Here is a 22143-nt window from a genome sequence, read left to right on the forward strand (position 1 = left end):
CGCGAACCTGAGCTGCTCACCGCAGACCGCGGACAGCGCGATAGGAAGCGAGCGCGCCCAGCACGCCGACGGCGGCGAACACCGCGAACAGTGCCCGCGCGGCGATCACCACACCGCCCTGCGCGCTGTTGACCACGACACCGGCCAGCCCGGCGCCGCACGCCCCGGCGATCACTTCGATCGTGTTGATCGCGGCGCCCGCTGCGGCCCCGTCCTGCTCGTCGACGCTTTGCATCGCCCACGCGGACAGATGAGGCCAGCCCGCGCCGATGCCGGCTCCGGTGAGTGTCAGCGCCAGCGCCCAGGTGGCGACAAGACTCACCGGCGCGTTCTCGACCTGGGTGACGGCAGCCAGGAGCAGTCCGAGCGCTATCACCAGCGGCGCGGCGATGACGACGCGATTGACGGCTTTCCTGCTTTTCAGCGACGCGCTGAGAAGTTCGCTGACCGCCCAGCCGATTGCCAGTGCTGCGCCCAGGAATCCGGCCACCACGGGAACCAGATGCGCCAACCGCTGCCCGAACAACGGCACGTACATGTCGACCATCGCCGAGGTCATCAGCACCGCCAGCGCCAAATAGATCCATTTCAAAGGCCCTGGCCCAAATACGCTCGGCGGCAGCACCTTTACCGACATCCGTCGGTCCACGACAACGAACAGGACGATCAGGACCACGCTGATCACGAGCAACACGGCGGTCGCAGCGACGTCGGTCGGAACCTGGGCGATGCTAACGGTCAGCGCCGCGGCACTCAACAACAGCACCGACCACACCGGTACCTGCAAGTCAGTCACAACATGATCGGGATCGACGTGACCGGCCGTCAGCACGAGCGGGACGAGGGCGCCCATCGCCACCGACAGCATCGCCATGACGCCGAATGCCCAACGCCACAAACCGAATTGAGCGAACAGGCCACCTGCCGCCGGGCCCACCACCGTGGCGACACCCCACATCGCCGAGACCAACGCTGACGCCCGCGTCCACAGCACCCGCGGAAGAGTGGTCGTGATCAGCGCATAGCCCAGTCCGGCCAGTAGTCCCCCGGCCGCACCCTGCAGCGTGCGGCCCAGCAACAACACCCCCATGCCCGGCGCGATCGTGCACACCACGCTGCCGATCCCGAAGACGGCCAGGCCCATCAGGAATGACCGTCGGGCTCCGAGCCGCAACAGCATCGCGCTGACCGTCGCGGCTGCGACCACGGACCCGACCAGGTACAGCGTCGTCACCCACGCGTAGAGCCGCTCCCCGCCGATCTCGGCGATCGCGCTGGGCAACAGGCTGACCGTCAGGAATTCGTTCGTCGCATACAGCGCCACACCGCCGGCCAGCAGTGTCGATGTGCCGAGGAATTTCGGGCCCAGCAGCGCCCGCCAGCTGTCGTCGGCCGTCGTGCCGCGAGCCGCGCTCACTTCAGCCCGGCGGCGTCCATCCCGCGCAGCTCCTTTTTCAGATCAGAGATTTCGTCGCGGAACCGGGCGGCCAGCTCGAACTGCAGGTCGCGGGCGGCGGTCATCATCTGCGCGGTGAGATCCTTGATTAGGTCGGCCAGCTCGGCCCGGGGCATGTTCGCGGTGTCGCGCCCCTCGAAGACACCGGCGCTGACCGCCCGGCCCGGCTCGCCCTGGGCACGGCGGCCGCGCGAGGAGTTACGGCCGGAACCGCCGATCTCGATGGCGTCGCTGTCGTCGGCCTCGCGGCAGACCTGGTCGAGGATGTCGGCGATCTTCTTGCGCAGTGGTTGCGGGTCGATGCCGTGGGCCTCGTTGTAGGCGACCTGCTTGGCGCGGCGCCGGTCGGTCTCGTCGATCGCCTCTTTCATCGAGTCGGTGATCTTGTCGGCGTACATGTGGACCTCACCGGACACGTTGCGGGCGGCGCGGCCGATGGTCTGGATCAGGCTGCGCGACGAGCGCAGGAAGCCCTCTTTGTCAGCGTCGAGGATCGCGACCAGCGACACCTCCGGCAGGTCCAGTCCTTCTCGCAACAGGTTGATGCCGATCAGCACGTCGTACTCACCAAGCCGCAACTGACGCAGCAGCTCCACCCGCCGCAGGGTGTCGACTTCGGAGTGCAGGTAGCGCACCCGAATACCGAGCTCCAGCAGATAGTCGGTCAGATCCTCGGCCATCTTTTTGGTCAGGGTGGTGACCAGGATGCGCTCGTCGGCCTCGGCTCGCTTGCGGATCTCGCCGATCAAATCATCGATCTGACCCTTGGTCGGCTTGACCACCACCTTCGGGTCCACCAGCCCGGTCGGACGAATCACCTGCTCGACGAACTCCCCGGCGGCCTGGCTCAGCTCGTAGGGACCCGGCGTCGCCGACAGGTACACCGTCTGGCCGATCCGGTCGGCGAACTCCTCCCACGTCAGCGGCCGGTTGTCGCATGCCGACGGGAGCCGGAAACCGAATTCGACGAGATTGCGCTTACGCGACATGTCGCCCTCGTACATGCCGCCGATCTGCGGCACCGTCACGTGCGACTCGTCGATGACCATCAGGAAGTCTTCCGGGAAGTAGTCGATCAGCGTCGCAGGGGGCGAGCCGGGCCCGCGGTCGTCGATGTGCCGCGAGTAGTTCTCGATCCCGGAGCAGAACCCGACCTGCCGCATCATCTCCACGTCGTAGTTGGTCCGCATTCGAAGGCGCTGAGCCTCCAGCAGCTTGCCCTGGCCCTCCAACTCGGCCAGCCGATTCTCGAGTTCCTGCTCGATGGTCGAGATGGCGTGGGCCATGCGTTCCGGTCCGGCCACGTAATGGGTCGCCGGAAAAACGCGCAGCGAATCAACTTGGCGCACAACATCTCCGGTGAGCGGATGCATGTAGTACAGCGCCTCGATCTCGTCGCCGAAATACTCGATGCGAAGAGCGAGCTCCTCATAGGACGGGATGATCTCGACGGTGTCGCCGCGCACCCGGAACGTGCCACGGGTGAATGACATGTCGTTGCGGGTGTATTGCACGTCGACCAGCAGCCGCAGCAGCGCGTCCCGCGGGACCTCGCTGCCGACTTTCAGCTCCACCGACCGATCCAGGTAAGACTGCGGCGTGCCCAGCCCGTAAATGCACGACACCGACGCCACCACCACCACGTCGCGGCGCGACAGCAGCGATGACGTCGCAGAGTGCCGCAGCCGCTCGACGTCGTCATTGATCGAGCTGTCCTTCTCGATATAGGTGTCGGTCTGCGCGATGTACGCCTCGGGCTGGTAGTAGTCGTAGTACGAGACGAAGTATTCAACCGCGTTGTGCGGCAACATTTCTCGCAGCTCATTGGCCAGCTGCGCGGCCAGCGTCTTGTTCGGGGCCATCACCAGGGTGGGCCGCTGCAGCCGCTCGATGAGCCAGGCGGTGGTGGCTGACTTACCGGTACCGGTTGCACCGAGCAGGACGACGTCGCGCTCCCCCGCCCGAATCCGGCGTTCGAGATCTTCGATCGCGGCCGGCTGGTCACCGGCCGGCGCGTACGGGCTGACCACTTCGAAGCGGCCGCCGGCCCGCACCATGTCCTCGACGGGACGGTATTCAGAGTGCGCCAGCACTGGATGTTCGGTAGCAAACGCCATGGTCACCAGGGTAGAGCCCGGCACCGACACGTGCGGCAATCGTCGTGGGTCAGACTCCAGCTGGGGTGATGAGCTCGTCGACAACCCACTGTGCAACGCCGACCGGGAACGGCGCGGTTAATCCCAGCACCAGGTGAGTGAAACCTGCATCAACGGCTTCGCCGATCACGGCGCGGGTGGCAGGGGGTCGGTCGTAGTCCACCGGTACATACATCGAACGCGTGATCGCGCCGGGCTCACGTCCGATCTCAGCGCAGTAGCCATCCAGCAGAGCGCTCCGCTCGACCGCGTCGCCGAGGTCGCCGCCAGGGATGTTCCACAGGTCGGCGTGGCGGGCGGCGACACGCAGTGTCCGCTTCGAGCGACCACCGATCATGATTGGCGGATGCGGGTTTTGGACCGGTTTCGGATTGCCGAAGGCTCCGGTGAGCCGGACATGTTCGCCGGCGAAATCGAACGGCTCGGATGCGGTCCATAGCCGCTTGATCACCGATATTGCCTCATCAAGACTGTCCACCGAGTCAGCGAACTCGTGATAGGGCAGACCGTGCGCCTCATACTCTCGTCGGGCCGCCGGCACGCTCGGGCGCGAGCCCGCACCGATGCCGAAGTCCAGGCGCCCACCGGAGACCACATCGACTGTGGTGGCGATTTTGGCAAGCATGGCCGGCGGGCGAAAGCGGTTGCTGGTGACCAGAAGTCCTAATCGCAACCGGCGGGTCTGCGCGGCCAACGCCGACAACAATGTCCACCCCTCGAAAATCGGACCGTTGGAGTCGCCGGCGATCGGCAGCAGATGATCGAATAGCCACGCATGACTGATCAGTGGCAGCGCGTCGGCCTCACGCCATACGCGAACGATGTCGTCGTAACAGACCTGTTGAGGAGCAGTCGCGATACCGAAACGCACTTCTGAAGTTAGTGACATGCAGACTCCTCTACGATGCAGTAAGCGGAACAACGTTCCAATTTTCAGAATACGGAACCATGTTCCGCTTTTCAAACCGGGAGAGGCTATGGCCGATGGCGGAACGGAAGCGGCCGCGTCGCGGAAGCGATCCGATGCACGGCGCAACGAGGCGACCCTGCTTGCCGCGGCCGCCGCGGCCTTCGTCGCTTCGGGTGTCGACGCGCCCGTCCGTGACATCGCGACTCGAGCCGGGGTCGGCGTCGGGACGATCTACCGGCATTTCCCGACGCGGGCCGATCTCATCGAGGCGGTCTATCGCCATCAGGTCGAGGCGTGTGCGCAAGCCGGTCCAAATCTATTGCGCGACAGCCACTCCCCGCTGGCGGCGCTGGTGGAGTGGGTCGACCAGTTCATCGACTTCCTCATCACCAAACACGGGCTTGCCAGCGCCATTCGGTCAGATTCAGCTGCGCTGCAGGCGCTGCATGCCTTCTTCATCGATCGGCTGGTTCCCACCTGCGCCCAATTACTCGAAGCAGCTGCGGCAGCGGGTGAAATCCCCCCTGAGGTCAACGCCTACAGTCTGATGCGCGCGATCGGCAACCTCTGCATCGGCGCCGACAACGACCCAACCTACGACGCACGAGAGATGGTGTGGCGCCTCATTGCGGGCCTTCGCTCCAAATAAGATTGGGTGGGCAACTCCCGTCAGCTGTGCTGGCTGCTCCAGATCCGAGTACCGGGGTCGCATTCGATGAGATGCCCGTCCTCGGACTTCGACATGGTGAACACCGGTGTATCGGTGCACGCGGTTCCGACCGGATGCACGCCTGTGGTGGCCGGCGCCTTGTCCCAGATATTGGTCTCGCAGACGACCTGCTCGTTGGACGTCGAGTCGTAGGCGACTTTGTCGATGTCGGTACACGGCCCGCCCAGCACGGTCGGCGCCGGGGCCCCGATCGGCGCGGGGGTCTGGTTGGCGGCCTTCGCCGGATCGGCGGTAATCACCTCCGGCGGAATATCGCCGGTGCGCGATCCGACGACCGGGATCCGCAGCGTTGCGCCTTGCGAGCCGCACTCGTTGGTCTGCACGGCCTGGGTTTGGACGCCGCGCAGCGTGCCATCGGGTTCCGGCGTCAAAGACCACACCACCGTCTCGGATTGCGTGACGATCGGCGCCCCACGCGTTTTCTGGCACTGGGCTTGCATCTGCCGCGGCTCGCTCTGCCAGTGACCGTCGACGTAATGCAGGACGCTGGCGTTGCCGGTGCCGGTGCTCTTGGCGGACGTGTGGCTGGCCGCGTCGAGTTTGGTGCCGGTCGCCGCGCACCCGGATGCGGTGCAGGCCGACGAGAAGGCCCACCACGTCGTGTCGCCGCCGTTGGTCCGGATGACGCCATTCGATGTCTGCTTGGCGCGGTCGTAGTCGAGCCGGTAGCTGCCGTTCAAGGGGGGCACCGCCAGAGCCGACCCCGAGGTCGACGTTTTGCTCACCCGCGGCGGTGACGCGTTGTTCACTTGCGGCTGGTCGTCCCAGGAGAAGAATGAGATCGACCACGTGACGGCCAGCGATAGCAGCGCCAGAATCAGGGCGGCGGCGATGCCGGTCTTGAGCGTCAACTTCCGCGCGCGGACCCTGGTGCGCGGACGCCGGATCAGCGGTCGCGGTCGATCGCCCTCGCCGCATCCGGAGATCTGTTCGCCGAACGCCGCCGCGAACTGACGGCACCGCTCGAATCGGTCCGCGGGCTCTTTGGCCAGAGCTTTGACGAACAGGTCGTCCAGCCCGGCCAAATCGGGGCGGTAGTCGCTGAGCCTCGGTGGCGCCGCGTGCAGGTGCTGCCCGATCACCGCGACCGGGTTGGGGTTCGAGAACGGCGGGGCGCCGGTGAGTAGGTGAAACGCCGACGCCGCCAGCGCGTACTGGTCGGCGCGGCCGTCGATGTTGGAGCCGACGAGCTGTTCGGGTGCCGCGTAAGCGACGGTGCCGACCGCGACGTTGGTCTCGGTGATTCCGCTGATGTCGGCGAGTTGACGGGCAACGCCGAAGTCCGCCAACAGGATTCGGTGATCGTCCTCGTCAGGGTGGGTCAGCAGGATGTTGGCGGGTTTGACGTCCCGGTGCAGCAGACCACGGGCGTGCGCGTAGTCGAGCGCGCCCGCGACCGCGGTGACGATCGCGCAGACATCCTGCTCGGGCATCCCGCCCCGGAACTTCTCCCGCATCAACCGGGCGGCATCCGTGCCCTCGACGTAGTCCATGGCGATCCACAAGTGACCGTCGAACTCACCACGATCGTGCACTGCCACGATGTGCGGGTGCCACAGCGTGGCGGCGAGATCGGCTTCCCGGTTGAATCTTTCGCGGAACTCCGCATCCGAGGTCGTCCCTTCGCTCAAGATCTTGAGCGCATCCCGGCGCGGTAGGCGCGGATGTTTGGCGAGGTAGACGTCGGCCATCCCACCGGATCCCAGCGGCCGCAGGATGGTGTAGCCCGCGAACGACGTCGGCGTGGCAAGCGCGCTTTCCGAGGAGTCGTTGGCGCTACGCCGACCGACGGCCACCTCGTCGCGCCGAGGCCGCGACCCGATCAGGGGCACCCGGGTCAACAGCCGAGTGATCCCCATATCCGGAAGCGATGCGTAGCCACGTTCCAGCAGACTGCGCTGGCGCGGCGGTGCCGCCGGCTTCGCGACCGGCCCTGATTGGGCGTCCCAGCGCTGGGTAGCTCTGGTCGCCTCATCCATCGACGCGTTCCCCTTACTTCGCTCGCCCGGCGTGTGCTCCACCACTCGTCCGGTCACCCGCCTGACTCAGATTTGAATCACTTGCGGGCCGGGCATTTTCAACGTCCGCCGTGGTGCCCGAACTGGCTCACCATGGACGATCATGCCGCGGGATGCGGTGCGCCCCTGTTGTGCGTCGTATGAAACAGCTGTGAATCGAGGTCGTGGCGGCAGCTCGCGGCGATACATAGCTGAATCACAGTGCGTCTCTTGCAAGCCATGCCGTCGTGGAGTCGATACTGGTGTGGTGAGTCGACCAGCCCCGCCCATTCTGACCATTTGGCACAACGGCTCAGAAAGCACTTTCGTGCCGGGTCACGACGTCATCATCGGCCGCGACCTGCGTGCCGATGTCCGGATCGCCGACCCGCGGATTTCTCGCGCGCACTTGATTCTGCGTTTCGACGACGGCAAGTGGATCGCCATCGACAACGGCTCGGTCAACGGGACGTTCGTCAACGGCTATCGCCGTCCGGTGATCGACGTCCACGACGGGCAAAGCATCAACGTCGGCAACGCGGGCGGGCCGCAACTGACGTTCGAGATCGGGGAGCGCCGAGGTAGGGGCGCACCGGCCCCCGCCGGTGGACCTCCGCCAACCGCGCAGCAGACGATGTCGTGGTCCACTCCCGCCCGTCCCGTGGCGCCACTGGTCCAGCAGCCGCCTTCGCCTCCCGAACCGCGCCGAGCCGTCGCGCCGCCGGCACCCGTCCCGCAGGGCCGACTCGCTCCGCAGGTCAGGCTGGCGCCGCCGCTGTCACCCTCGGAGTATCCGACCACGGTCCAGGGCGGGCGCCCGCCGCCCGCCGGCCCACCGCCCGACGAGGTCACCGTGACCAACGCGCGCCCGGCACCGGCACAGCACGGCGCGCTACCCACCGAAGTCACCATGCTGGACGCCCGCGTTGGCGAGGGCGCGAATTTCGCCACCCGCTTCGTCAAGCGCATCGCGCCGCGAGCGACGCCGTCCGCCAAGCCTGCCGGGTCGGTCACCATCGGCCGGGCGTCGGACAACGACATCGTGATCCCCGACGTGCTGGCCTCCCGGTATCACGCAACGCTGACCTTGACGCCGCTGGGCACCGAGATCCGCGACACCAGCGTCAACGGCACGTTCGTCAACGGCACCCGGGTCGGGTCGGCGATCCTCAGCGAAGGCGACGTCGTCACCGTCGGCAACATCGACCTGGTGGTCAACGGTGGCTTGCTGGTCCGCCGCAGCGAAACCGAGGCCGCCACCCGCACCGGCGGCCTGGAGGTGCGCAACGTCCAGTACGTCGTCGAGAACGGCAAACAACTGCTCACCGACATCTCGCTGACCGCGCGGCCGGGGACGCTGACGGCGGTGATCGGCGGATCCGGCGCGGGGAAGAGCACGCTGGCCCGTCTGATCGCCGGTTACACCACCCCCAGCGGTGGCTCGGTGACGTTCGAGGGCCACGACATTCACGCCGAGTACGCCTCGCTGCGCAGCAGAATCGGCATGGTCCCGCAGGACGACGTCGTGCACCGGCAGCTGACGGTCAACCAGGCGCCAGCTACGCAGCTGAGCTGCGGCTGCCTCCTGACACCAGCAAAGCCGACCGGACCAAGGTCGTCGCCCAGGTGCTCGGAGAACTTGATCTGACCAAACACGCCCACACGCGGGTCGACAAGCTCTCCGGCGGCCAACGCAAACGCGCCTCGGTGGCGCTCGAGCTGCTCACCGGGCCGTCACTGTTGATGCTGGACGAGCCCACGTCGGGTCTTGACCCGGCGCTGGACCTGCAGGTCATGACGATGTTGCGTCAGCTGGCCGACGCGGGCCGGGTGGTGCTCGTCGTCACCCACTCGCTGTCTTACCTCGACGTCTGCGACCAGGTACTGCTGGTCGCGCCGGGCGGAAAAACGGCGTACTGCGGGCCGCCGGACGGCATCGGCGAGGTGATGGGCACCACCAACTGGGCCAGGATCTTCAGCCAGGTCGGCGCCGACCCCGACGAGGCCAACCGCCGGTTCCGGGAGCGCGACGAGCCGCAGCCGCCCTCGAAAGCGGACGCGCCGGCCGATCTGGGTGAGCCGGTGCACACCAGCGTGCCCCGGCAGATCTCGACGATCGCCCGCCGACAAGTCCGCCTCGTCGTCGCGGACCGCGCGTATTTCATGTTCCTGGCGCTGCTGCCGTTCATCCTGGGGGCGCTGTCGCTGACCGTGCCGGGCGACACGGGATTTCGCGCCACCGGCCCCCATACCGGGACGCCTGACGAGGCGGCGCAGATTCTGGCGTTGCTGTTGCCGGCCGCGGCATTCATGGGTATCGCGCTGACGATCCGCGACCTGGTCGGTGAACGGCCGATCTTCCAGCGCGAGCAGGCCGTCGGGTTGTCGACGACGGCGTACCTGCTGGCCAAGACGCTGGTGTTCTGCGGGTTCGCGATTCTGCAGGCAGCCATCGTCACCACGATCGTGGTGGTCGGCAAGGGCGCACCGAGCAGTGGGGCGGTGCTGCTGGGCCACTCGACGGTGGCCGCTACCGGCGAGCTGTTCCTGACCGTCGCTGCGGCCTGCGTCGCCTCAGCCGTTCTGGGCCTGGCCATTTCGTCGTTGGTTCGCTCCAGCGAGCAGATCATGCCGTTGTTCGTGGTCGCGGTGATGGCGCAACTGGTGCTGTGCGGCGGCATGGTCCCCGTTACCGGCCGGCTCGGCCTGGACCAAATGTCCTGGCTGATGCCCGCGAGGTGGGGCTACGCGGCCGCCGCATCGACCGTCGACCTTCGCCATCTGGTGCCTCCGACGCTGCTCCCCCAGGATCAGTTCTGGCAACACACCCGACATTTCTGGCTGCTCGACATGGGCATGCTGGCCGGCCTGACGGTGTTCTACGCGTGCTTCGTCCGGTGGAAAATCCGGCTGAGGCGCTAGACGGCACATGCATCCGCCCAAGCACGAGACATTCGACCTGCGCGCCCGCACCAACACCGACCCCAAGGGGATTGTGCGGGCGGTCGACGAGTACACCGTGCGGCCTTGGGGTCTCTACCTGGCCCGCCCTACCCCCGGCCGCGCGCAATTCCACTATCTCGAGTCGTGGCTGCTGCCGTCATTGGGCTTGCGGGCCACCGTCTTTCATTTCAACCCGGGCCACGAACGCGACCAGGATTACTACCTCGATGTCGGCGAGTACGCGCCGGGCGCGGACGAGTGGACCTCCGAAGACCACTACCTCGATCTCGTCGTCCGCACCCATGCCGGGGTGGAGCTGGCCGATGTCGACGAGCTACTGGATGCGGTGCGGCACGGCCTTCTGACACCCGAGGCCGGCGAATTGGCGGTGCGACGGTCCGCCGCCACCGTCGATGGCCTGGCCCGCAACCGCTACGACCTCAACGCCTGGCTCGCTGCCGAAGGTATGCAGCTGACCTGGCGTTGAAGGACGTACTCCGTTGAGCGACAATAGATTCAGACGGACAACAGCCGATCGAAGAATTCGCGGTACTGCATCAGGGCCACCCGAAGATCTTCAGTGGAAGCATCGTGGCCTTGAGACCATTGTCCTTCCAGACGTGAGCGCGTCTCGGCGAATCCCGTTGTGAGTTGCTCGACGACGTCGGACACCAGGTGGTCCGCCTTCTGGACACATTCCTTGGGATTGTCGACGAACGCGGCCTGAACGCCCGCCCACCGGGCACGCAGGTCCGCGACATCATCGCCACCGAAAAGTGCTTCGCTGCCGGATGATTCGTGCTCCGGCTCTGTCACGGCGACATCGTCCGGGGCGGGTGCCGGGACATCGTCCGCGGCGGGTGCCGGCTCACGCACGTCGACGCCGGCCTCGTCTGCGACGGTGCCCTCGTCTTCGATCCGGGGTTCGTCGCCGACGGGCGCCGCGAATTCATCACGCGGATCGTCGACGGTGTGTTGTTCGTGAGTGGTCATGCGCTCGCCTCCTGTGATGCGGCGTTGTCGGTAGGGATTTCGAGCAATTTCTCGAACAGTGCGCGATAGTGCATAAACGCCTCCCGTTGCTGCTCGGTATCTGCTTGCTGCTCCGAGGTGTGGATACCGTGCGCCGCCCGGTAGTTGTCCACGATCTGCGGATGGTCGACGGAGATGTCCGCGGCGCGCTGATCGAAATCGTCGACGGGATAACCCCGTTGGCTCATCACCTCAGTCACCAAACGGTCCGCCACGCCGACGGCCGTCGCGGGGTTGTCCACGAAGCCGGCCTGCACCTCTTGCCAGCGGGCGGTGAACTCCGAGAGCGCCGAAGGCGTGAGCGGGACTATGTCGAGCTTGTCGTGCTTGTGTTCCCGCGTTTTGAGTTCGCGGACCGCACCTTTCTCGCTCCCGGTCTCGTCGACCACCCGCTCGTATTCGGTGCCGTAGTGCTCTTTGAGCCGCTTCGTCTTGGTGCGAAACCTGATCATGCCCGCTGCGACCACCGCAGCGACAACCACCACAACGACGACGGCCCCGATCAAAATCCATTGCCAGATAGGCATCGCGTGCTCCTTTCATGCGTGTGTCGAATAACCAGCCGGTCTGCGATGCAAACGCATTTTTGTGACCTGCTGCACAAAAGACCCGTTCGCGCTCAGAAGTAGTGGCGACGGCCGCCGATGGCGTGTCCGGTGGAGCCCACGATGGCCAGGATTGCGCCGACGACGAGAGCGACGATGCCGATGGTCCACAGGATGGAGATCTTGAGTACGAACCCCGCGATCAGCAGGATGATGCCGAGAGTGATCATGACTGAGCCTTCCTTCGATGATGGTGCCTGAACGATCGGATTGACCGATGCACAGAAGTCGACCACCCGTAAGGGGGGTGGCAATACACCCCTAGGGGGGTAATGTCTGTCGGCATGTCACAAAGCTTGAGGGCGCCGATCACCGTCGCACTGGTCGATGACTACGACGTCGTCGTCAAGGGCGTGGCCAACATGCTCGAGCCTTACCGCGACCGGGTCGTCATCGCAGAACTCGACTCCACGATGCCGGTGAAAGACGCTGTCGACATCGTGTTGTACGACTCGTTCGCTCAGCCGGAGTCGGATCATGAGGAGATCGGCGTCCTGGTTGCCAATCCGCAGGCCAGCCGAGTTGTGGTCTACACCTGGAACTTTCACCCTGAACTCGTGGAAAGCGCGCGACGGCACGGTGCGCACGGGTACCTCTCCAAGACCTTGCCCGCGCGCGAATTGGTCGCGGCGTTGGAGGCCGTACACGCCGGCGAGGTGGTGGTCACCGAGGCCGGCGGCCGGGCCCGCGGCGCTCCCGGACAGGACTGGCCCGGTCGCAGCGAGGGGCTCAGCGAGCGCGAGGCGGAGATTCTCGCGCTGATCACCCAAGGCAAGAGCAACGCCGACGTCGCGCGCCTGACGTATCTGAGCCCCAATACCGTGAAGTCCTACATCCGCACGATCTACCGCAAGCTGGGCGTCGACAGCCGCACCCAGGCCGTGTTGTGGGGGGTCCAGCACGGATTTACCCCCGACCATCACCGCATCGAGCACTGGCGCGGGGGTCCATAGCGTCGCCCAGGCGACGAGACCGAGGCGGGAAACCGACCCACGGGGTCGCGGTAATCTATCTGGTCATGGGCACGATGCACAGATGGGTGGCTCTCGCCACGGCGGTTGCCTGCGCGCAACTGATTCCCGCGACAGCGCAAGCCGACATGCACAACATCACATATGTCGCGCGGGTCGACGGTGTGGCACCCGGTAGCCAGGCGACCTTCATCACGGCTGAAAATCAAACCAACATGGCCCAGTTGAGTGCATTGCCCGGCAATGCGTTTCAGGCCAACGCGGTGTTGGCCGATCCCCGTCAGGCCGGCATGCAGGTAGCGGTCAAGTGGCCGTATTCGGCGAATGTGCACTGCGAAATCGAGGTCGACGACAAGGTTTTCGTCCAGGTCGACCAAGTGGTGCACCCGGCCCCCGGCAGTACCGACCCGCTGAACGGCGTGCTGTCCTGTGGCGCAGCGCTACCGGCTACCCCTTAACTGCGCCAGCCCGTCGCGTCCGCCCAATCCCACGCCTCGCGGTAGGCATCGGCAAACCACGGCTCTTTGGCCGCCACATAGGTCGCCATGTCGTCGGTCTGCTCGGCTTCCCGCTTGACGCTCAGATACCGTTCCCGCGCATCAGGATTGGCCGCCAGCCAATCGACGAAGAGCAGTGCGAATTGCTGATTGGGCCAGCCGTCGACGCGCAGATGGACGTATGTCGGTCGGCCCGGATCGGCCGATGCATGAATTCGCTTGTGCCACAAAGCTTCGTCGCTGCTGTGGTCGAACTCTGCGGCGGCGCTGCGAGCGTCTGGCTTGCTCACGTCCGCGGTGATCGGCCGACGCAGATATCCCGCGCTAGTCAGCGCCCCGGCCAAATCGTCGGCCACGTCGAGCGCGGCGACCGTCACCTGGACGTCGATGGCGTCCTTGGCGTCGAGGCCCTCCACCGCTGTCGAACCGATGTGGTCGATGCGGACGGCGTGGTGTCCGCACGCGGTGTTCAGCCGTGCCACGATGCGGCGGGCCTGTTCCGGCCAGGATGGGTCATAGGGCACCAGCATCGGGCCTGCGCGCGCCGGCTCGCCGGCCTCGAGGTTTCGCGCGAACGGCAGGATCCGCCGATGCCACAGCTCACGCGCCCGCTCGACCAATTCCGCTGTGCTGCCGGTGTTGTCGAGCCACACGTCGGCGACCGCGCGACGCTGTTCCTCGGTGGCCTGCGCGGCGATCCTGGCCCGGGCGTCCTCCTCGGTGAAGCCGCGATGTTCGATCAACCGCTTCACCCGGAGGTCTTCGTCGGCGTTCACGATCACCACCAACGGGAACATCGGCGCCATTCCTGATTCCACGAGCAGCGGGATGTCCTCCACCACGACGGCGTCCTCGCCGGCACCGGCGATCAGCTCGGAGCGGCGCTTGCCGACCAGCGGATGCACGATGCTGTTCAGCGTCTGGCGCTTCTCCTCGTCGCTGAACGCGATCGCGGCCAGCTCCGGCCGGTTGAGTGAGCCGTCGCCGGACAGGATCTGGTCACCGAAAGCCTCGACGAGCTTGGCCAGACCCTCGGTGCCCGGCTCGACGACCTCCCGGGAGATCACGTCGCCGTCGACGACGACTCCGCCGAGTTCGCTCAATGTCGAGGACACGGTCGACTTTCCGGCGCCGATCCCGCCGGACAGGCCTATGCGCAGCACCGCACCAGTGTGTCAGGGCCCTGCGGGGCCGGATCCTGCGGCTGTCGCCGGAAACACGAACGCCCCGACTCATGTGTGAGCCGGGGCGTTCGTTGCGATCTGACTGTCAGGCGCTACCTGCGAGCTTCTCCCGCAGTGCGGCGAGCTGCGCGTCGCTGGCCAGTGAGCCACCGGTGGGCGCGTCGTCGCTCGACGAGCTGCTCGACTGCGGACGGGCGGCCTCTTCGGCCTCGGCTGCGGCGAACTTCTCCATCTGCGCGGTGTGCATCTTGTGCCGCCGCTCGGCCTCGGCGTAGCGGGCCTCCCACTCGATGCGCTGTGTGTCGAAACCTTCGAGCCACTCATTGGTTTCGGCGTCGAAGCCCTCGGGGAAGATGTAGTTGCCCTGGTCGTCGTAGCTGTCGGCCATGCCGTACTTGGCGGGGTCGAATTCCTCGGTGTAGTCCTCGTTGGCCTGCTTGAGGCTCAGCGAGATCCGGCGACGCTCCAGGTCGATGTCGATGACCTTGACCATCGCGTCGTCACCGACGGCGACGACCTGGTCGGGCACCTCGACATGGCGCTCAGCCAGCTCCGAGATGTGCACCAGGCCTTCGATGCCCTCTTCGACACGGACGAACGCGCCGAACGGCACCAGCTTGGTGACCTTGCCGGGCACGATCTGGCCGATGGCGTGGGTGCGGGCGAAGTGCCGCCACGGGTCTTCCTGAGTCGCTTTGAGCGACAACGAAACCCGCTCGCGGTCCATGTCCACGTCGAGCACCTCGACGGTGACCTCGTCGCCAACCTGGACCACCTCGGACGGGTGGTCGATGTGCTTCCAGGACAGCTCGGACACGTGCACCAGACCGTCGACGCCGCCGAGATCGACGAACGCGCCGAAGTTGACGATCGAGGACACCACACCCTTGCGAATGGCGCCCTTCTGCAACTGGTTCAGGAACTCGCTGCGCACCTCGGACTGGGTCTGCTCCAGCCACGCACGGCGGGACAGCACTACGTTGTTGCGGTTCTTGTCCAGCTCGATGATCTTGGCTTCGATCTCCTTGCCGATGTACGGCTGCAGATCGCGGACCCGGCGCATCTCGACCAGCGACGCCGGCAGGAAGCCACGCAGACCGATGTCGAGGATCAAACCACCCTTGACGACCTCGATGACGGTGCCCTTGACGGCCTCGTCCTTCTCCTTGAGGGCTTCGATGGTGCCCCAGGCGCGCTCGTACTGAGCCCGCTTCTTGGACAGGATCAGCCGGCCTTCTTTGTCCTCTTTGGTGAGGACCAGGGCTTCAACTTCATCTCCCACGGAAACGACCTCATTGGGGTCGACGTCGTGCTTGATGGACAGTTCGCGAGAAGGGATGACGCCTTCGGTCTTGTAGCCGATGTCGAGGAGGACCTCGTCCCGGTCGACTTTGACGATGGTCCCTTCGACGATGTCGCCATCGTTGAAGTACTTGATTGTTTTATCGATGGCGGCGAGAAAATCCTCGCTCGAGCCAATGTCGTTGACGGCTACTTGCGGCGAGGTGACGGTGGGACTCGGCATATTGTTGGGTTGCTCCGGACAGGTTGAGGTCGTAGGGACAAGTGCTGGATTTAATTCGATCGCCCGGAATTGCTGCCGGACTACCGTGTTGAGGCTACTCGACTAGGCCTATGCAGGCCAAACCCGGCCCACCGGCATCGTGCGACGGGACCGGCGAACTTCTCGTCATCGTTCGGCGGCTGGACGCTAGTGCGCCGCGGTGTCCCAGCTCGGCCCGTAGCCGACCGAGACCTCCAGCGGCACGTCAAGTGGGTATGCGTCGCCCATCTTGTCCCGCACCAGGGCTTCGAGTTGCTCGTGTTCCCCTTCGGCGACGTCGAACAACAACTCGTCGTGGACCTGCAGCAGCATCCGCGACGCCAGGCCGGCGTCGGTCAGCGCCTTATCGACCTCGATCATCGCCACCTTGATGATGTCGGCCGCGCTGCCCTGGATCGGCGCGTTGAGCGCGGCCCGTTCGGCGGACTCGCGGACCTGCCGGTTGCTGCTGTCCAGCTCGGGTAGGTATCGACGGCGGCCGAGCACCGTCGACGTGTAGCCGTCCTTGCGGGCCTGCTCGACGACGTTGTGCAGGTAATCACGGATACCGCCGAACCGGGCGAAATACTGGTCCATCTGCTCCTTGGCTTCTTCGGTCGAGATCTTGAGCTGCGCGGACAGGCCGTACGCGCTCAACCCGTACGCCAAGCCATAGGACATCGCCTTGACCCGGCGCCGCAGTTCGGCGGTCACCTCGTCGATCGGCACGCCGAAGGCCCGCGACGCGACGAACGAGTGCAAGTCCTCGCCGGTGTTGAAGGCTTCGATCAGGCCCTCGTCGCGGGACAGGTGCGCCATGATCCGCATCTCGATCTGGCTGTAATCGGCGGTCATCAGCTCTGCCATTGATCCGTCTGGTCCCCTGCCCACCACGAACGCGTCCCGGATTTGCCGGCCGGCGTCGGTGCGGATCGGGATGTTCTGCAGGTTGGGCTCGGTGGACGACAGCCGGCCGGTCGCCGCGATCGTCTGGTTGAAGGTGGTGTGGATACGACCATCGCCGGCAACGGCATTCAGCAATCCGTCGACGGTAACCTTCAGCCTGGTGACGTCGCGGTGCGCGAGCAGATGCTGCAGGAACGGATGCCCGGTCTTGTCGAACAAGGTCTGTAGCGCATCCGCGTCGGTGGTGTAGCCGGTCTTGGTCCGTTTGGTTTTGGGCATCTCCAACTCGTCGAACAGCACCACCTGCAGCTGCTTCGGCGAGCCGAGGTTGATCTGCTTGCCGATCACGGCGTAGGCCGCCTCGGCGGCGTCGCGGATCTGGTCGCCGAATTGGCTTTGCAACGAGCTCAATTGGTCCAGATCGACGGCGATGCCGACGGCCTCCATGGCCGCCAGCACCCGTTGCACCGGCAGTTCCATTCCCGCCAGCAGCGAGGTGGAGTCGATGCGGTCGAGCTCGACATCCAGTGCGTCGGCGAGATCGACGACGGCACGCGCGCGTAGCACCGAAGTCTGCACGGCCTGCTCGTCGACGCCGTCGCTATCATCGAGCAGCGAAAGCTGTTGCTGCTCCGATGTTTCCGCCCGCAGTTCGCGGCGCAGATAGCGCAACGACAAGTCGTCGAGTGTGAAACTGCGCTGGCCAGGCCGAACCAGGTAGGCGGCCAGCGCGGTGTCGGAGCTGACGCCGTTCAGGGGCCAGCCCCGCCCGGCGAGGTCGTGGATCGCCAACTTGGCCTCGTGCAGGGCTTTCGGCTGCTGCGGGTCGGCGAGCCAGGCAGCGAGCGCGGCGTCGTCCTCGGCCGTCAGCGTCGTGGTGTCGATGAAAGCGCCGTCGCCGTCAGCCGCGGCGATCGCCAGCGCCGTCGCATCGCCGTCGTAGGGCAGATGGGTGCCTACCACCGCCAGGCCGGCTCGGCGTCCGTCAGAGGCGTGGTCGGCCAGCCACTGGGCGACCACGCCGGGCTCCAGCGCTCCCCCGCGGACGTCGAAGCCCTCGTCGACCTCGGGTTCGACAGCGGCCAGGGTGTCGAACAGCCGGTCGCGCAGCACCCGGAATTCCAGCTGGTCGAACAGCTGGTGGATCTGGTCGCGGTCCCAGGGCTGCATCCGCAGCGTGTCCGGCGTCTGCGCCAGCGGCACGTCGCGCACCAGGTCGGTGAGCTCACGGTTGAGCACGACGCTGGACAGATTCGCCCGCAACGCATCACCGACCTTGCCGCGCACCGACTCGACATCGTCGACGAGCGCTTGCAGCGAGCCGTATTCGATGATCCATTTGGACGCTGTCTTCTCCCCGACGCCCGGGATGCCGGGCAAGTTGTCGCTCGGGTCGCCGCGCAGCGCAGCGAAGTCCGGGTACTGCGTGGGCGTCAGGCCGTACTTTTCGACCACGGCTTCCGGGGTGAAGCGGGTCAGTTCGCTGACACCTTTGCGCGGATACAGCACCGTCACGTCGTCGGTGACCAGCTGGAGCGAGTCCCGGTCACCGGTGACCACCAGGACCCGATAGCCCTCGTTTTCGGCCTGGGTCGTCAGCGTGGCGATCAGGTCGTCGGCTTCGAAACCCGGTTCGGCGAGCACCGTGATACCCAGTGCGGCAAGGACTTCCTTGGTGATGTCGATCTGCCCACGGAACTCGTCCGGCGTCGACGAGCGGTTGGCCTTGTATTCCGGATAGCGGTCGGAGCGGAACGTCTGACGTGACACGTCGAATGCGGCGGCGATGTGGCTGGGCGACTCATCCCGCAGCAGGTTGATCAACATCGCGGTGAACCCGTACACCGCGTTCGTGGTCAGCCCACCCTGCGTTTTGAAATTCTCGGCCGGCAGCGCATAGAAAGCACGGTATGCCAGCGAATTGCCGTCCAGCAGCATCAACGTTGGTTTGTCGTCGGTGGCCTTGCCGGCCTGTGTCTTCTTGCTCGCGGTCCTGGCTGGGCTCACGGCCTCAACTCTAAAGCGTGTCGACTAACTGTTGAGGAGTCGGCACCGCCCTTCTCGGGCGTCCTCGGTTCAGGCCGCAGTTGCGGCATGAACGTCGGTTCCCGCGTCTTTAGGGTTGGTTTCGCCGGCACGCGAGTGCAGGTCAGCGCCTTCCCGTCGGCGGGCATTGGTGGTCCGGCCTCCTGCTTGGGGGTCCGGGGATCGATAGGGGTCGTGAGTGGTCTGGCACCCGCGGGCCGGCGCTACGCCCGCCCACACGGAGACTTCGTCTACCCCAGGCAAGTCGCCCTACAACTGCCGCTGCTCGCTGCCCACCTCGTACTCGCACACCGAGGCGGAAACGATCTGGCCTTGTTGCTCGCCGCTGGGCCCACTACCGCGAAATTCATCAAGGGTGGCTCGCGACTCCCAGCGTTCGAAGATGTCGATGCGATCCGGCTCAATCAAGTCGGCACTGATCGCGAAGTCGAGGCAGCCCGGCGAATTTCGGCCTTGCCGCACGACCGCCCTGCATTCTTCGAGGTAGCTGTCGCGCTGCATTGCGTCTACGACGAGGTAACCCGCGACAATCAACATTGGCTGCTCCTTCGGTTGACCCACACATTGACACTGTGACCCCCCATGCCTGCGGAACTCATCGGTGACAGCCACTAACTGCAACACGTTTCAGTTTTATGCCCACGCTGGGTACGCTGACTCGGTGCCCCAGGTCACCAGCCCAGAACCGGCAATCGACGGATGGTTTGCCACCGACGAGACCGGTAACCCGCATCTGATCGGCAGTAAGTGCCCGAAGTGCGGGACCTACGTCTTCCCGCCGCGGGAGAACAACTGCCCCAACCCGGCCTGCGACAGCGATGTACTGCAGGCCGTCCCGCTGTCGCGCCGCGGAACATTGTGGAGCTACACCGAGAACCGCTATCCACCGCCGGCGCCCTATCCCGCCCCGGATCCGTTCGAGCCGTTCGCCATCGCCGCAGTGGAACTCGCGGACGAGGGAATCATCGTGCTGGGCAAAGTCGTCGAGGGCACCCTGGCCGCCGATCTGAAAGTCGGGATGGAGATGGAGCTGGCCACCATGACCCTGTTCACCGACAGCGACGGGGTCGAACGCCTAGTCCACGCTTGGAGGATCGCCTGATGAGCCCCGATCCGCTCTACATTCTCGGCGCCGGCATGCACCCCTGGGGCAAATGGGGCCGCGACTTCACCGAATACGGCGTCGTCGCCGCCCGCGCGGCGCTGGCGGAAGCCGGCCTGGGCTGGCAGCAGATCCAGTTGGTCGCCGGGGCCGACACCATCCGCAACGGCTATCCGGGCTTCATCGCCGGGTCGACGTTCGCCCAGAAGCTCGGCTGGAACGGCGTGCCGGTCAGCTCCAGCTACGCCGCGTGTGCCAGCGGTTCACAGGCACTGCAGAGCGCACGTGCCCACATTCTGGCCGGGTTTTGCGACGTCGCGCTGGTCATCGGCGCCGACACCACCCCCAAGGGCGCGTTCGCCCCGGTCGGCGGCGAACGCAAGAACGACCCGGACTGGCAGCGCTTCCACCTGATTGGCGCGATGAACCCGGTCTACTTCGCGCTCCTGGCCCGTCGCCGGATGGACCTGTACGGCGCGACGTCGGAGGACTTCGCTCAGGTGAAGGTCAAGAACTCCCAGCACGGGCTGCAGAACCCGAACGCCCGCTACCGCAAGGAATCCTCGGTCGAGGACGTGCTGGCCAGCCCCGTCGTCAGCGACCCGCTGCGCCAGCTCGACATCTGCGCCACCTCCGACGGCGCGGCCGCCCTGATCGTGGCCAGCGCGGAGTTCGCGCGTAGGCACCTCGGCTCGCTCGACGGCGTGCCCTCGGTGCGTGCGGTGAGCACGGTGACCCCGCAGTACCCGCAGCACCTGCCCGAATTGCCGGATATCGCAACGGATTCCACTGCCGTCGCACCCGCTCCGGAGCGGGTGTTCAAGGATCAGATCCTCGACGCGGCCTACGCCGAAGCCGGCATTGGACCCGAAGACGTGAGCCTGGCCGAGGTGTATGACCTATCCACCGCGCTGGAGCTCGACTGGTACGAGCACCTGGGCCTGTGCCCCAAGGGTGAGGCCGAGGCGCTGCTGCGCAGTGGCGCCACTGCCCTCGGCGGCAAGGTGCCGGTCAACGCATCGGGCGGGCTGGCCTGCTTCGGTGAGGCCATCCCGGCCCAGGCGATCGCCCAGGTCTGCGAGTTGACCTGGCAGTTGCGCGGTCAGGCCACCGGCCGGCAGGTGGAGGGCGCGACAGTCGGCGTCACCGCGAACCAGGGCCTATTCGGTCACGGATCCTCGGTGGTCGTCGCGCGCTAACGCATGCGCCGAGCAGACAAAGAATCGCACTCCACTGCACGAGTCCGTGCGATTCTCTGGCTGCTCGCGGTTACGCGTCTTTGGACGTATCGAGGGTTTCCAGGACAACCTCAGCGACGTGCTTCATGGTGGTGCGCCGGTCCATCGCCGCGCGCTGGATCCATTTGAACGCCTCGGGCTCGGTCATGCCCTGGTTTGCCTGCAGCAGCCCTTTGGCCCGCTCGACAAGCTTGCGGGTCTCCAGCCGGTCGGACAACGTCTCGACTTCTCGCTCCAACGCCTTGATCTCGCTGAACCGGCTGAGCGCCACCTCGATCGCGGGAATCAGGTCCGAGATTGTGAACGGCTTCACCAGGTAGGCCATCGCCCCGGCATCACGTGCCTTCTCCACGAGGTCGCGCTGGCTGAACGCGGTGAGGATCACGATCGGCGCGATGCGCTTGCTGGCGATCTCCGACGCAGCGTCGATCCCGTCGCGACGCGGCATCTTGACGTCCATGATCACCAAATCGGGCTTCAGCTGTTCGGCCAGCTCGACGGCTTCCTGGCCGTCGCCGGCCTCACCGACGATCTCGTAGCCCTCTTCGCGCAGCATCTCAGCCAGATCAAGCCGGATCAGTGCCTCGTCCTCGGCGATCAGAACCCGGTGCGTCGGACGCGCGTCGTCGTCGGTCATGGGGACATTCTCTCGTGAACCGCGCCGATCCACGACTGCGGGGCTGTGAGTCGGCTCGCACCGGCCGATCCTCTATGGTGGGAGGCCGTAGCGAGCGGGCCCTCGTATCCCAACTGGCAGAGGAAACGGATTCAAAACCCGTCCAGTGTGAGTTCGAATCTCACCGAGGGCACCCAAGTTGGCGCGACGG

At 65.9% G+C, this 22143-nt stretch carries 19 protein-coding genes, 1 tRNA gene and 1 pseudogene; 9 read left to right on the top strand and 12 right to left on the bottom strand.

The genetic code is table 11. The features are described from left to right. Positions 1–16: 16 nt before the first annotated feature. Genes ACQY5A_RS08740 through ACQY5A_RS08750 form a run of 3 tightly spaced genes read right to left on the bottom strand, consistent with a single transcriptional unit; the run spans position 17 to position 4501 of the window. The gene (locus ACQY5A_RS08740) at positions 17–1417 is read right to left on the bottom strand and encodes an MFS transporter (RefSeq protein ID WP_428340000.1); all 1401 of its coding nucleotides are present in this window, start codon (positions 1415–1417) and stop codon (positions 17–19) included. Further along, positions 1414–3573 (bottom strand): excinuclease ABC subunit UvrB, encoded by a 2160-nt coding sequence (gene uvrB, locus ACQY5A_RS08745; protein WP_428340001.1) that lies wholly within the window; start codon positions 3571–3573, stop codon positions 1414–1416. Before uvrB ends, ACQY5A_RS08740 begins: the two co-directional genes overlap by 4 nt. A gap of 49 nt (positions 3574–3622) precedes the next feature. Further along, positions 3623–4501: an LLM class flavin-dependent oxidoreductase gene (locus ACQY5A_RS08750; protein ID WP_428340002.1), complete on the bottom strand. Its 879-nt coding sequence runs from the start codon at positions 4499–4501 to the stop codon at positions 3623–3625. Between the two features lie 88 nt (positions 4502–4589). Between ACQY5A_RS08750 and ACQY5A_RS08755 the strand changes: the two genes are divergently transcribed. Next, positions 4590–5171, top strand: coding sequence for a TetR/AcrR family transcriptional regulator (locus ACQY5A_RS08755; protein WP_428340003.1), 582 nt, complete (start codon positions 4590–4592; stop codon positions 5169–5171). Positions 5172–5191: 20 nt separating this feature from the next. Here ACQY5A_RS08755 and ACQY5A_RS08760 read toward each other — a convergent pair whose 3' ends face one another. Then, entirely contained in the window at positions 5192–7231 is a 2040-nt protein-coding gene (locus tag ACQY5A_RS08760) for a serine/threonine-protein kinase (protein WP_428340440.1), read from the bottom strand. 142 nt (positions 7232–7373) lie between these two features. Here ACQY5A_RS08760 and ACQY5A_RS08765 point away from each other — a divergent pair. The 3 genes and pseudogenes from ACQY5A_RS08765 to ACQY5A_RS08775 form a co-directional block, all read left to right on the top strand. After that, a pseudogene (locus ACQY5A_RS08765) lies at positions 7374–7727 on the top strand (FHA domain-containing protein); the annotation flags it as partial. 161 nt (positions 7728–7888) lie between these two features. Further along, a complete protein-coding gene (locus tag ACQY5A_RS08770; RefSeq protein ID WP_428340441.1) occupies positions 7889–10171 on the top strand; it encodes an ABC transporter permease in 2283 nt (760 codons plus the stop codon). Positions 10172–10244: 73 nt separating this feature from the next. Then, positions 10245–10679 carry a DUF402 domain-containing protein gene (locus tag ACQY5A_RS08775; protein ID WP_428340442.1) on the top strand — a complete coding sequence of 145 codons (435 nt, stop codon included), beginning with the start codon at positions 10245–10247 and terminating at the stop codon, positions 10677–10679. Between the two features lie 29 nt (positions 10680–10708). On the opposite strand, the gene ACQY5A_RS08780 is transcribed toward ACQY5A_RS08775, so the two are convergent. The 3 genes from ACQY5A_RS08780 to ACQY5A_RS08790 form a co-directional block, all read right to left on the bottom strand. Continuing rightward, positions 10709–11185 carry a hypothetical protein gene (locus tag ACQY5A_RS08780; RefSeq protein WP_428340004.1) on the bottom strand — a complete coding sequence of 159 codons (477 nt, stop codon included), beginning with the start codon at positions 11183–11185 and terminating at the stop codon, positions 10709–10711. After that, the gene (locus ACQY5A_RS08785) at positions 11182–11751 is read right to left on the bottom strand and encodes a hypothetical protein (protein ID WP_428340005.1); all 570 of its coding nucleotides are present in this window, start codon (positions 11749–11751) and stop codon (positions 11182–11184) included. The genes ACQY5A_RS08780 and ACQY5A_RS08785 overlap by 4 nt, the downstream gene beginning before the upstream one ends. A gap of 92 nt (positions 11752–11843) precedes the next feature. Beyond that, positions 11844–11999, bottom strand: a complete 156-nt coding sequence (locus tag ACQY5A_RS08790; RefSeq protein ID WP_428340006.1) for a DUF6131 family protein — start codon at positions 11997–11999, stop codon at positions 11844–11846. A 114-nt stretch (positions 12000–12113) separates the two neighbouring features. On the opposite strand from ACQY5A_RS08790, the gene ACQY5A_RS08795 reads away from it, so the two are divergent. Both ACQY5A_RS08795 and ACQY5A_RS08800 read left to right on the top strand, forming a co-directional pair. Next, a complete protein-coding gene (locus ACQY5A_RS08795; protein ID WP_428340007.1) occupies positions 12114–12782 on the top strand; it encodes a LuxR C-terminal-related transcriptional regulator in 669 nt (222 codons plus the stop codon). 65 nt (positions 12783–12847) lie between these two features. Further along, positions 12848–13258: a hypothetical protein gene (locus tag ACQY5A_RS08800; RefSeq protein ID WP_428340008.1), complete on the top strand. Its 411-nt coding sequence runs from the start codon at positions 12848–12850 to the stop codon at positions 13256–13258. On the opposite strand, the gene coaE is transcribed toward ACQY5A_RS08800, so the two are convergent. The 4 genes from coaE to ACQY5A_RS08820 all read right to left on the bottom strand — a co-directional run bounded on the left by coaE (position 13255) and on the right by ACQY5A_RS08820 (position 19513). Then, positions 13255–14460, bottom strand: coding sequence for a dephospho-CoA kinase (coaE, locus tag ACQY5A_RS08805; protein ID WP_428340009.1), 1206 nt, complete (start codon positions 14458–14460; stop codon positions 13255–13257). The two genes, ACQY5A_RS08800 and coaE, sit on opposite strands and share 4 nt — an antisense overlap. Before the next feature lie 106 nt (positions 14461–14566). Then, on the bottom strand, positions 14567–16006 hold the full coding sequence (gene rpsA, locus ACQY5A_RS08810; protein WP_428340010.1) for a 30S ribosomal protein S1: 1440 nt from the start codon (positions 16004–16006) through the stop codon (positions 14567–14569). 186 nt (positions 16007–16192) lie between these two features. Continuing rightward, positions 16193–18868: a DNA polymerase I gene (polA, locus tag ACQY5A_RS08815; RefSeq protein ID WP_428340443.1), complete on the bottom strand. Its 2676-nt coding sequence runs from the start codon at positions 18866–18868 to the stop codon at positions 16193–16195. A 357-nt stretch (positions 18869–19225) separates the two neighbouring features. After that, entirely contained in the window at positions 19226–19513 is a 288-nt protein-coding gene (locus tag ACQY5A_RS08820) for a putative quinol monooxygenase (protein WP_428340011.1), read from the bottom strand. Between the two features lie 124 nt (positions 19514–19637). On the opposite strand from ACQY5A_RS08820, the gene ACQY5A_RS08825 reads away from it, so the two are divergent. Both ACQY5A_RS08825 and ACQY5A_RS08830 read left to right on the top strand, forming a co-directional pair. Further along, positions 19638–20078 carry a Zn-ribbon domain-containing OB-fold protein gene (locus tag ACQY5A_RS08825; protein WP_428340012.1) on the top strand — a complete coding sequence of 147 codons (441 nt, stop codon included), beginning with the start codon at positions 19638–19640 and terminating at the stop codon, positions 20076–20078. Next, positions 20078–21277, top strand: a complete 1200-nt coding sequence (locus tag ACQY5A_RS08830; protein ID WP_428340013.1) for a lipid-transfer protein — start codon at positions 20078–20080, stop codon at positions 21275–21277. The genes ACQY5A_RS08825 and ACQY5A_RS08830 overlap by 1 nt, the downstream gene beginning before the upstream one ends. Before the next feature lie 70 nt (positions 21278–21347). Here the strand turns inward: ACQY5A_RS08830 and ACQY5A_RS08835 are convergent, their stop codons facing one another. Next, complete coding sequence (locus ACQY5A_RS08835) at positions 21348–21953, bottom strand: ANTAR domain-containing response regulator (RefSeq protein WP_428340014.1); 606 nt, start codon at positions 21951–21953, stop codon at positions 21348–21350. A 98-nt stretch (positions 21954–22051) separates the two neighbouring features. Between ACQY5A_RS08835 and ACQY5A_RS08840 the strand changes: the two genes are divergently transcribed. Continuing rightward, positions 22052–22125: transfer RNA gene (locus ACQY5A_RS08840), tRNA-Leu, on the top strand. The last annotated feature ends 18 nt before the right edge of the window (positions 22126–22143 follow it).

It is taken from the genome of Mycobacterium sp. (genome assembly GCF_965277065.1).
Classification (GTDB): domain Bacteria; phylum Actinomycetota; class Actinomycetes; order Mycobacteriales; family Mycobacteriaceae; genus Mycobacterium.